This window comes from Glycomyces sp. NPDC048151, from assembly GCF_043202775.1.
In the GTDB taxonomy this organism is placed as follows: Bacteria; Actinomycetota; Actinomycetes; order Mycobacteriales; family Micromonosporaceae; genus Glycomyces.
On record NZ_JBIDBB010000003.1, the window covers coordinates 542,151 to 554,166 of the forward strand.

A 12,016-nucleotide genomic window follows, 5' to 3' on the forward strand; every position below is an offset into this window, starting at 1 on the left:
TCGCGTACTTCGATACGACCGCCCGGGAGCGACGGCTCCCCGCTGGTCGCGATTTTCTGGCGAACCGGTTCTCTGGAGTCTTGCCAAATATCCCTCTGGCTCGATACGGTGTTGAGCGAACCGGTTCGCTGAGAGTCTCCCTCTTAGCGGACCTCTCAATGACGAGAGTGAGGCGACATGAAGTCCCGCACACCCCTCCTGCGAACGGCGAGCGTCTTCGCCGCGTTGGCGGTCGTGCCGCTCGCGGCCGTTCCAGCCGCAGCCAACCCGCTCGACGAGCACCTGATCCTCTCCTACTCCTTCGAGGAGGGGCAGGTCGCGAACGGCACCGTCGACGACCTGTCGCCCTCGGGCCTCGACGGCAAGGTCGTCAACCCCGGGCAGGCCCCCTTGGTGCCCGGCCGCGACGGGTCCTCCGCGCTCGACCTCACCGGCGGCGCGTCGAACTCGACCACCGCGCCCTATGTGGAGGTCCCGCACGGGCTCTTCGCGGGCCGCGACCAGATGACCGTCGCCACGTGGCTGCGCTGGGACGGCGGCGCGGACTTCCAGTGGGCCTACAACCTCGGCAGGAACAACGCCAGCGCCACCTTCCTGACCCCCTCCTACCAGGGCCCCGCGACGAACCGCTCCTCGATCAAGCCCGTCAACGGCGGCGGCGAGGTCGGCGTGGACGGCACCGGCAAGCTCCCGGCGGGCACGTGGGTCCAGGCCGTGACCGCCATCGACGGCGAGCAGATCGTCTACTACCTCAACGGGGTCGAGGTCGGCCGCACGCAGGCGCGGCTCGACCTCGACGCGGTCATGCACGACCCGAACGGCACGACCTCCGGCTTCCTCGGCAAGGCGTTCTGGTCCGGGCACCCGTTCTTCGACGGCGCGATCGACGAGTTCCAGGTCTACGACGTCGCGCTCGACGCCACCCAGGTCGCCGAGATCTACGGCGGCACCCTGCCGGTCCTCCAAGGGCTGCAGCAGGACTCGTTCGAGGCCCGCACCATCGTCGGCGAGGCCCCCGAACTGCCCGCCGCCGCCCCGGCGGACTTCAGCGACGGCATCGGCCGCACCGTGTCCATCGACTGGGACGACATCCCGGCCGAGCAGTACGGCGAGCCCGGCACGTTCACCGTGTCAGGCAGCGTGGTCGGCCACGATCTCACCGTGACGGCCACTGTGGAGGTCGTCGAGAACGCCCTCCACGTGAACCTCGGCAAGACCACCGGCGACTTCCTCGGCGGCGCGTCCGGCACCCTCTACGGCCTCTACGACGAGGGCCTGCCGTCGCAGAACCTCATCGACGGCATCGACCTGGCCACCGTGGCGACCAAGGCCCAGGACGGCCCGCAGCACCCCGGCGCCGACGCGCTCGAAGTGCTCGGCCCGCTCGTCGAGGCCTCCAACGGCGACGTCTACATCTACATGACCGACATCCACCGGGGCTTCCCCTACCAGTGGCCCGGCAGCACGCCCGAAGAGAAGATGGACCTCTACATGGAGCAGCTGAAGCTCCAGGCCGAGCAGGTCGCGACCCTGCCCGCCGAGCAGCAGTCCAATGTGGTGTTCATGCCGTACAACGAGCCCGAGGGCAACATGTTCGGCACCGGCCAGTGGAGCTACAACGGCACCAGCTGGCTCAGCGACCCCGACGACTTCTTCGCCGCCTGGGACCGCGCGCACGCCGTCATCCGCGGCGTCCTGCCCGACGCCCGCATCGGCGGGCCCAACACCAGCGTCCTCTACAACCAGGTCAAGGGCTTCATGGCCCACACCATCGAAGCGGGCACGGTGCCCGACACCGTCGTGTGGCACGAGCTCTCCGACCCGGCGAACATCCGCGCCAACGTGGACCGCTACCGCGCCTGGGAGACCGAGCTCTTCGCGGGCACCGAGTACGAAGGCACGCAGCTGCCGATCAACATCACCGAGTACGCCTTCAACTACCACACCTCCGTGCCCGGCCAGATGATCCAGTGGATCTCGGCCCTGGAGGACAAGAAGGTCTACGGCGACATCGCCTACTGGAACATCGACGGCAACCTCTCCGACTCCGCCGTCCAGGCCAACCGCGCCAACGGCCAGTGGTGGCTCCTCAACGCCTACAGCAGCATGAGCGGCCAGACCGTCGAGGTGACGCCCCCGAACCCGGGCCAGAGCTACACCCTCCAAGGCGTGGCGACCCTCGACGAGGGCCTGAAGCAGAGCCGCGTCATCCTCGGCGGCGCGGGCGGCGACTACACGCTCCGCCTCGGCGACGTCCCGACGGACGTCTTCGGGCAGTCCGTGCGCGTCACCGTGCGCGAGATCTCCTGGAGCGGCCAGATAGGCGACAGCGCCCAACCCGATGTCATCGCCGATCTCGACGTGCCCGTCGCCGACGGCGACGCCGCCGTGCACTTCGGCATGGGCGACCTGCCCGAACTCGACGCCGAGTCCTCCTACGAGGTCATCGTGACCCCCGGCGCGGACACCGGCACGAGCGCCCAGCCGCGGGCCACTTGGGAAGCGACCTATGAAGCCGAGGACGCCGCGTTCCAGGGCTCGGGCCTCAACGTGAACGGCCCCGAGGGCTCACCCTCGAACGTCGCGAAGTTCTACACCTCCGGCGGCTACAACGTCGGCGGCATGCGCACCGGCACCGACAACGGCCTCGCGTTCACCGTGGACGTGCCCGAAGACGGCGAGTACGACCTCAGCGTCTTCGCGAGCTCGCTCAACACCGACCCCGAAGTGCAGGCCCAAGGCCCGACCAACATGTTCCTCACCGTCGACGGCCAGGCCGAGCAGGAGATCTTCCTTCCCCTGGGCTACAAGTGGGTCGTGTGGGACCACGCCGACACCACTGTGGAACTCACCGCCGGGGAGCACGTGATCCGACTGGCCACCAAGGGCACCGACGGCGGCGCGATCTCCGGCGACGTGCTCATCGACAAGATCGACCTCGCCCTGCCGAACCCGGCCCGCACCGGCGACGTCTACGAGGCCGAGCACGCCGAACTCGACGGCGCGACCCCCGTCTACGGCACCGCCTCAGGCGCATCGATCCCCAAGGGCGCCACCGCGACCTTCTGGGTCTACTCGCCCGACGACGCCGCCGCGCTCCTCGACCTCGGCAAGCGCGCCAGCATCGCCGTCAACGGCCAGCCCGTCACGACCGACAGGCGCGGCAAGGTCGACGCCTTCCTCCTCGGCGGCGTCAACAAGATCGTCGTCAACGGCGCCAGAGGACTCCAGATCGACCGCCTCACGGTGACCCCGTCCGGCGCGCTCGCCTCCACCGCCTACGAAGCCGAAGACGCCGCCATCGCCGGAACCGCCGCCGCCACCGACCTCTCGCTCGCCTCCGGCGGCCAGGCCGTCACCGGCATCGGCGGCGAACCCGGCAACGGCAACACCCTCACCTTCGACACCGTCGAAGTCGCCGAGGCCGGCACCTACGCGCTCACCTTCCGCTACTCCAACGAAGAGCAGTCCCCGGCCACCCACTACAACCCCGACCCCGTGGCCCGCTACGCGCTGGTCTCGGTCAACGGGGCCGCTCCGACCCGCGTGGCCTTCCCGCACTCGTTCCACGAGAACCACTTCTGGGAGCTCACCGTGTTCGTCGAACTCGCGGAGGGGGTGAACGAGATCGGCGTCAGCGGCGAGGAGAAACCGCAGTTCGACGGGGTCAGCTACGGCTCCGACGCCTGGCCCGGCGTCCTGCTGCGCTCGCAGTACGCGCCGAACCTCGACCGGACCACCCTCACCCCGCTGTTCGACTAGGGATCGGAGGCGGCCGGGCCTCCCCGGCCGCCTCCGACACCCCCGCCACCACCGGGCGAGCCGATACACTCGCCCAGACCGACGGAAGGAGCGGCAGTGGCGACGATCGGCGATGTCGCACGCGAGGCGGGCGTCTCGCGCAGCACCGTCTCGTCCGTGCTCACCGGGCGCAAGTTCGTGACCCCCGAGACGCGGGCCCGCATCGAGGCGGCCATCGCCAAGCTCGACTACTCCGTCAACAGCGGGGCCCGCGCGCTCGCGACCTCCCGCACCATGACCTTCGGCGTCGTCGTCCGCTTCCACGAGGCCGAGTTCAGCCCCGCGCTGGCGACCTACCTCGTGGCCTTCTCCGACGCCGCGCGCGAACGCGGCTACGCCGTCATGCTCCTCACCGAACCCGATGGGGCCGAAGCGGTCCGCCGCGCGATCGCGGGCCGCCAGGTCGACGGCCTCATCCTCCTCAACGTGCTCGACGGCGACCCCCGGCTCGACCCGATCTCGCGCTCCGGCTTCCCGGCGGTGCTCGTCGGCAACCCCGAGGACCCGCGCGGCATCGACGCCGTCGACCTCGACTTCGCCTCGGCCGCGAACATGCTCGTCGACCACCTCGCCGACGCCGGGCACCGGGACGCGATGTTCGTGCAGTGGCCCGAGGAGCTGTACGAGTCCGGTTCGACCTACGCGACCCGGTTCGAGCGGGCGGCGCTGCGGCGCGCGGCCGAGCGGGGCGTGCGGCTCGTGCCGGTCCCGGTCCCGGTCGGGCCCGAGCAGGTGCGCTCCACGCTGCGCGCGGCGCTGCAGGACCCGGCGCTGCCGACCACCCTGCTCATCCACAACGACGCCGCGGTCGCCATGCTGCCGTTCGTGCTCGGGGACCTCGGCCTCGACGTGCCCGCCGACCGCAGCGTGGTCTCGCTGCACTCGGGCGAGCTGGCGCGGCTGTACGTGCTCTCGTACACGGCGGTCGAGTCCGAGCCGGTGGCCGTCGCCGAAGCCGCGGTCGACGTGCTGTGCAAGCGGGTCGAGGACCCGGGCGCGCCCGCCGGGAAGCGGCTCATCGTGCCGCGCCTCGACCAGCGGTCGAGCGTCGCCGCCGACTGATCCACCCTGCTTGACGTGATGCCGAAGTCTTGGCATGATGCTCAGCGAACCGGTTCGCTGACTTGTCGGCGGACCGTCATCCCGAAGAAGAGAGTGAACCCCTATGAACCAGTTCGAGACGGCGAAGGACGCCATCACCTGGCGCGGCGACGGCGAGACCCTCGTCGTGCAGGCCTGGGGCCGCGACTCGCTGCGCGTGCGCAGCACCCGCGCGGGCGAGGTGCTGGACACCGACTTCGCGCTCCTCGAACCGGAGCCCGTGGACGTCGAGATCACTGTGGACGGCGACACCGCGACGATCGTCAACGGGGGCGTCACGGCCGTGCTGCACGCATCGAGCGGCTACGACTGGCAGACCCAGTACACCGTCTTCCGCTGCACGCTGGAATTCCGGGACGCCCAGGGCCGCACGCTCCTCCGCGAGCTCGGCGACGGCCAGGCGCTCAAGCTCACCGCCCGCGAGTTCCGGCCGCTGCCCGGCGGCGCGCACCGCCTGCGGGCCGCGTTCGAGCCGGTCGCGGGGGAGAAGCTGTACGGGATGGGCCAGTACCAGCAGGCCATCCTCGACCTCAAGGGATCGACCTTCGAACTGGCGCACCGCAACTCGCAGGCGAGCGTGCCGTTCGTGATGTCGAGCGCCGGGTACGGGTTCTTCTGGCACAACCCGGCGATCGGCTCGGCCACCTTCGCGGCGAACCGCACTGAGTGGATCGCCGAGTCCACCGAGCAGCTGGACTACTGGATCACCGCGGGAGCGACCCCGGCCGCGATCGCCTCCGCCTATGCCGCAGCGACCGGCCACGCGCCGGTGATGCCCGAATACGGACTCGGCTACTGGCAGTGCAAGCTGCGGTACTGGAATCAGGAGCAGCTCCTCGAAGTCGCCCGCGAGCATCAGCGGCGCGGCCTGCCCCTCGACGTCATCGTCGCGGACTTCTTCCACTGGCCGAAGATGGGCGACTTCCGGTTCGAAGAGGAGTTCTGGCCCGACCCGGCCGCGATGGTCGACGAGCTCAAGGAGATGGGCGTGGAGCTCATGGTCTCGGTGTGGCCGCAGGTCTCGGTCGAGTCGGAGAACTTCGCGGCGTTCAAGAAGGACAACCTGCTGGTGCGCACCGAACGCGGCCTCGACGTGCAGATGAGCTTCCTCGGGCCCAGCATGTTCCTCGACGCCACCAACCCCCGCGCCCGCGAGCGGGCCTGGGAGATCTTGAAGCGCAACTACTTCGACCTCGGCATCAAGGTGTTCTGGCTCGACGAGGCCGAGCCCGAGTACGGCGTCTACGACTTCGACAACTACCGGTACCACGCGGGCCCGAACGTCCAGGTCGGCAACGTCTACCCGCAGGCGTTCTCCCGCATGTTCTACGAAGGCCAGAGGGCCGCGGGGCAGGAGGAGGTCGTGAACCTCGTGCGCTGCGCCTGGGCCGGCTCGCAGCGCTACGGCGCGCTCGTGTGGTCGGGCGACATCCACTCGTCCTGGGCCGACTTCCGCAAGCAGATCACGGCCGGACTCCACATGGGAGTCGCGGGCATCCCGTGGTTCACCACCGACATCGGCGGATTCTCCGGCGGGAACATCGAGGATCCCGGCTTCCGGGAGCTCCTGGTCCGCTGGTTCCAGTTCGGCGCGTTCTGCCCGGTGATGCGGATGCACGGCGACCGCCAGCCGTGGCAGCCGGTGAAGGCCGCGGACGGCTCGGACCGCTGCGGTTCGGGCTCGGCGAACGAGCTGTGGAGCTTCGGCGACGAGGTCTACGAGATCCTGGTGCGCTACGTCCGCCTGCGTGAGGCCATGCGGCCGTATACGAGGCGGCTCATGACGGAGGCGCACGAGTCGGGCCAGCCGGTCATGCGCGGCGTGTTCCACGAGTTCCCCCAGGACCCGGTTTGCTGGGACCTGGCCGACCAGTACATGTTCGGGCCCGACCTGCTCGTGGCCCCGGTGGTCGAGGCGCACGCGACCGAGCGCCGCGTGTACCTCCCCGAAGGCGCGTCCTGGACCGACCTCCACACCGGGGCGTCGTTCGAAGGCGGGCAGTGGATCGAGGCCGCCGCGCCGATCGACGTGATCCCGGTGTTCGCTCGCGACGGGGCGCTGGCGGAGCTGGTGGGTACGATCTGACCGATCGGTCAGACTTGACATTGCTCCAGAACGTGGCGTAGGTTACGCCTGACAACGTAGTCACACCCGTTCTGGAGCCCTATGTCCTCCCCAGCCACGCCCGACGACCCCCGGCGCCGACCGCCCGGGATGACCGATGTCGCGCGCCTGGCCGGGGTCTCACAGAAGACCGTCTCCCGCGTCGTCAACAACGAGCGGTACGTCAGCGAGGAGCTGCGCGAGAAGGTCCTCAAGGCCGCCGCCGAGCTCGGCTTCCGGCCCAACACCGCCGCCCGCGCGCTCATCACCGGCCGCTTCAAGCGCATCGGCGTCGTCTCGCTCGGCTCGGCCCTCTACGGCCCCGCCTCGATGCTCGTGGCCCTGGAGCGCGCGACCCGCGCGGCCGGGCTCTCGTTCATGGTCGCCAACACCCCTGAGGGCCAACCGGAGGCGATCCAGGACGCAGTGGACTGGCTGCTCGCCCAAGGGGTCGACGGCATCATCCTCTCCGAGCCGATCGACGAGGGCCAGCACGTGCGCCCCGCCGGCGTCCCCATCGTGAGCCTCGGCCAGGCCGCCGACCTGCCCGCCGAGCAGGTCGCGCTCGCGCGCGGCCGCACCGCCGCGTCCTGCCGCGAAGCCGTCGAGCACCTGCTCGACCTCGGCCACGCGAAGGTCTGGCACGTGGCCGGGCCGCTCGACTGGTGGGAGGCCCGCGAACGCCTCGAAGGCTGGGCCGAGGCGCACCGCGCGCGCGGCATCGAGCCGCCCCCGCACCACGAAGGCGACTGGACCCCCGCCGGGGGCCACGCCGCCGGGCTCGCCCTGCCGCCCGAGGCGACGGCCGTGTTCTGCGCCAACGACGACACCGCGATCGGGGTCGCCCGCGCGCTCCACGAAGCCGGGCGGCGCGTCCCCGAGGACGTCTCCCTCGTCGGCTTCGACGACATCCCCGCCGCGGCCTACCTCAACCCGCCGCTCACCACCGTCCAGCAGGACTTCGAAGGCGATGCGACCCATGCCCTCGACGTCCTCATGCGGCTCCTGCCCGGAGCCGCGCCCGGGGGGCCGGAGACGGAGGCGGCCGCACCGCGCCGCCGCCTCGTCGTCCGCGCCTCCACCGCCCCGCCCCTCACCGCCATGGAGTAGTGCCAGCTGGCAGATCCTGATTCGCACTGGCGCGCAACAGGAAGGACCGAGTCGGATGAATCCCCGTTTCAGTCGCAGGACCGGCCTCGCGGCCGCCCTGGCGGGCCCGCTGGCGCTCGCGGCCTGCGGCAGGCACACCGTCGACCCGCCGAAGAGCGTGACGCAGGCCGAGATCGACGAGGCCATGCAGACGCCCACGGAGCTGAACTTCTGGACCTGGGTGCCGGGCATCGAGAAAGAGGTGGCGCTCTTCCAGGAGGCCTACCCGCAGATCACTGTGGACATCGTGAACGCGGGCCAGGGCAACCCCCACTACGCGAAGCTGCGCACCGCCCTGCGCGCCGGGAACGGCGCCCCCGACATCGCCCAGCTCGAATTCCAGATGATCCCGTCGTTCGTCATCACCGAAGACCTGCTCGACCTCGGCCCTTACGGGGCCAAGGACATCGGCGACCAGTTCGTCGAGTTCGCGTGGGCCCAGGTAAGCGGCGCGAACGGCGAGGTCTGGGCGATCCCGCAGGACACCGGCCCCATGGGCATGCTCTACCGCGACGACATCTTCCAGGCCCACGGCATCGAGGTCCCGGCCACCTGGGACGACTTCGCCGCCGCCGCGAGCCGGCTCCACGAGGCCGACCCCGAGGTGTATCTGACGAACTTCGCGCCCTCGCAGGGCGCGTTCTTCGCCGCCATGCTCTGGCAGGCCGGAGCCGACCCGTTCGGCGGCTCCGAAGGCCCCGACCTCAACGTCGACCTCACCTCCCCCGAAGCCGAGAAGGTCGCCCGCTACTGGGGGGAACTGTCCGAACAGGACCTCATCGCGGTCGACGCCGACTTCAACGACCAGTGGTACCAGGCCCTCAACAGAGGCAAGTACGCCACCTGGATCGCCCCCGCCTGGGCCCCGACCTTCCTCCAGTCCGCCGCCGCCTCCACCTCCGGCCTCTGGCGGGTCGCCCCCCTCCCGCAATGGGAAGCGGGAGAACAGGTCTCCTCCAACTGGGGCGGCTCCACCTCCGCCGTCATGGCCACCACCCGCAACCCCATCGCCGCCGCCGTCTTCGCCCAGTTCATCAACACCGACCCCGAGTCCACGAACACGATGGCGAACGAGCAGTTCCTCTACCCGCCCACGAAGGCGATCCTCGAGGACCCCGCCTTCACCGGCCAGCAGCTCGAGTTCTACGGCGGCCAGGAGGTGAACGGCCTCTTCGCCGAGATCGGCACCACCGTCGCCCCCGACTTCCAGTGGGCCCCGTTCCAGGACAAGGTCTACGCCGACTTCACCGCCACCGTCGGCACGGCCGTCGCCGAGAAGACCGACGCCGTCGCCGCCATGGAGGCATGGCAGCGGCGCATCGAAGAGTACGCGCGATACCAGGGATTCACGGTGAGGCAGCCATGACAGCGACCACCAGCAAACGCCGCCAAGAGGGCACCAGGCGACGCGCCCTCGCCGGATACATGTTCGTGGCCCCGTTCATGATCGTGTTCCTCCTGATGTTCCTCGTCCCGCTCCTCTACGCCGCCTACTTCAGCCTCTTCCGCGAACAGCTCGTGGGCGGCAACGTCTTCGTCGGCCTCGAGAACTACACCCGCGCCTTCGGCGACGAGCAGCTGTGGACCGGCATCGGCCGCGTCGCCCTGTTCTTCCTCATCCAGGTCCCGGTCATGCTCGCCGCCGCGCTCGCCTTCGCGCTCGCGCTCGACACCGGCCTCACCCGTCTCAAGAGGACGACCCGCCTCGGGATCTTCGTGCCCTACGCCGTCCCCGGCGTCATCGCGACCCTCATGTGGGGCTTCCTCTACGGACCCGAGTACGGGCCCTTCGCCCAGCTCGCCGACGCCGTCGGCGCGGCCGCGCCCGACTTCCTCGGCCCCGACCTCATGCTCGGCTCCCTCGCGAACATCGTGTTCTGGGAGTTCACCGGCTACAACATGGTGATCCTCTACGCCGCACTGCGATCGGTCCCGACCGAGATCTACGAGGCCGCCGCCGTCGACGGCGCGGGCCAGTGGCGCACCGCCTGGAGCATCAAGATCCCCGCCCTCAGAGGCGCCCTCGCCGTCTGCATGATCTTCTCCATCATCGGCGCGTTCCAGCTGTTCAACGAACCGCAGCTCATGCAGTCCCTGGCGCCCACCGTCATCGACGCCGCCTACACGCCCAACCTCTACGCGTACAACCTCGCGTTCGTCGGCCAGGAGTACAACTACGCCGCCGCCGTCTCGTTCGTCCTCGGCCTGGTCATCCTGGCCGGCTCGTACGCGTTCATGTTCGCCACCAACCGCAGGAGCCGGCGATGACCACCACCACGCTCAAGCCGCGCCGCACCAAGCCCAAGCGCAGCACGATCCTCACCATCGGGATGCTCGCCGCCGCGGCCTACTTCCTCCTGCCGCTGTTCTGGCTCGTCGTCGCCTCCTCCAAGACCAGCGAGGACCTGTTCTCCACCTTCGGACTCTGGTTCTCCGGCGACTTCCACCTCTTCCAGAACATCGAGCTCACGCTCACCCAGGACGACGGCGTCTTCCTGAAATGGCTGTGGAACACCCTCCTGTACGCGGTCACCGCTGCGGGCGGCGGCGCGCTCCTGGCCGCCCTCGCCGGATACGGCTTCTCCAAGTACCGCTTCAGAGGCAACCGCACGATGTTCATGGTCGTGCTCGGCGCGGTGATGGTCCCCACGACCGCGCTCGCCATCCCGACCTACCTCGTGTTCAGCGAGATCGGCCTGGCCGACACGCCCTGGGCGATCATCCTGCCCTCGCTCGTGAACCCGTTCGGGCTCCTCCTCATGCGCGTCTACGTCGAAGCGGCCGTGCCCGACAGCCTCCTGGAGGCCGCCCGCATCGACGGCGCGAGCGAGTTCCGGATCTTCTTCCAAGTGGTGCTGCGCCTCCTCGCGCCCGGCTTCGCCACCGTCCTGCTGTTCGCCCTGGTGCACACCTGGAACAACTACTTCCTGCCGCTCATCATGCTCAACGACCCCGAGCTCTACCCGATCACGGTGGGCCTGGCGCGCTGGCAGGGCCAGGCCGCGGCGGCGGGCGGCGCGAGCGGCGACCTGATCCCGCTGGTGGTCACCGGTTCGCTCCTGTCCATCATCCCGCTCGTCATCGCCTTCCTGTTCCTCCAGCGGTACTGGCAGTCCGGCCTCGTCGCCGGAGCCGTGAAGCAGTGACATCCGGGCTGTGCGAACGCGTTCGAAGATGAAGTTCTCATAACGAATCCGTAAGCACTCCTTGGCGTCGCGTGAACGCCGCCCGCGCTCCAGCGGGCGGCGTTTTCGCGTCTCGGCTGCTCAACCCGGTCGGAGGCATCGAAAACCATTGGTATGCAGCTGATTACGAACAATCGGTACGACGGGTGCCGAACATCGGGTTTCGGAAAGGTGTGCTTATCATTGGGCCCATCTCCGCTCCTAGCGCGCGCCACACGAGTCGAACACTCTGCGGGCGTGCGCCTCAGAGAGCGCTCTATACCGGCACCGGGCCTGAGCGCCCTCACCCACGGATAGGCGACCTCAATGGCCGAACGAGTAATCGACACCGAAGCGCTCGAGGAATACCGGACCGTCGTCCGCGAGCAGCTCGACCACCTCGAATCCCTGATCCCCCGGATGGAGAACGGCCAGCGGCTCGGCCTCCTGCCCGCCTTCGGGCAGCTCGACGCCTCCGCGACCGCTCGCACGAACTACGAGACGTTCCACCAGACCACTTGGGACAACCTGCAGGACCTCCGCGAGGCCCTGAACGGGATGATCAAGACCCTCAACGACTCCGCCGACCTGGCCGAGGAGGCGGACGAGACCTCCGCGGGCGAGATGGACGGCTATGCCGACCTCCTCTGAAGCGCCGCAGCCACAGCCCGCCACCCGACCTGAGAGCGAGTAGTCC

Annotated in this window: 8 protein-coding genes; all 8 read left to right on the forward strand. The window is 69.5% G+C overall.

The genetic code is table 11. The annotated features are described in order from the left end of the window. Positions 1-177 precede the first annotated feature (177 nt). Entirely contained in the window at positions 178-3,762 is a 3,585-nt protein-coding gene (locus ACGGCP_RS09215; RefSeq protein WP_392963307.1) for a LamG-like jellyroll fold domain-containing protein, read from the forward strand. 96 nt (positions 3,763-3,858) lie between these two features. Further along, the gene (locus tag ACGGCP_RS09220; protein ID WP_392963310.1) at positions 3,859-4,863 is read left to right on the forward strand and encodes a LacI family DNA-binding transcriptional regulator; all 1,005 of its coding nucleotides are present in this window, start codon (positions 3,859-3,861) and stop codon (positions 4,861-4,863) included. Positions 4,864-4,966: 103 nt separating this feature from the next. After that, positions 4,967-6,988 carry a TIM-barrel domain-containing protein gene (locus ACGGCP_RS09225; protein ID WP_392963312.1) on the forward strand — a complete coding sequence of 674 codons (2,022 nt, stop codon included), beginning with the start codon at positions 4,967-4,969 and terminating at the stop codon, positions 6,986-6,988. An 81-nt stretch (positions 6,989-7,069) separates the two neighbouring features. Then, positions 7,070-8,116, forward strand: a complete 1,047-nt coding sequence (locus ACGGCP_RS09230) for a LacI family DNA-binding transcriptional regulator (RefSeq protein ID WP_392963315.1) — start codon at positions 7,070-7,072, stop codon at positions 8,114-8,116. A gap of 55 nt (positions 8,117-8,171) precedes the next feature. Beyond that, positions 8,172-9,521 (forward strand): ABC transporter substrate-binding protein, encoded by a 1,350-nt coding sequence (locus ACGGCP_RS09235; protein WP_392963318.1) that lies wholly within the window; start codon positions 8,172-8,174, stop codon positions 9,519-9,521. Further along, positions 9,518-10,423, forward strand: a complete 906-nt coding sequence (locus ACGGCP_RS09240) for a carbohydrate ABC transporter permease (protein WP_392963321.1) — start codon at positions 9,518-9,520, stop codon at positions 10,421-10,423. Before ACGGCP_RS09235 ends, ACGGCP_RS09240 begins: the two co-directional genes overlap by 4 nt. Continuing rightward, a complete protein-coding gene (locus ACGGCP_RS09245; RefSeq protein ID WP_392963324.1) occupies positions 10,420-11,301 on the forward strand; it encodes a carbohydrate ABC transporter permease in 882 nt (293 codons plus the stop codon). Before ACGGCP_RS09240 ends, ACGGCP_RS09245 begins: the two co-directional genes overlap by 4 nt. Before the next feature lie 345 nt (positions 11,302-11,646). Next, complete coding sequence (locus ACGGCP_RS09250; protein ID WP_392963326.1) at positions 11,647-11,970, forward strand: hypothetical protein; 324 nt, start codon at positions 11,647-11,649, stop codon at positions 11,968-11,970. Positions 11,971-12,016: the final 46 nt, after the last annotated feature.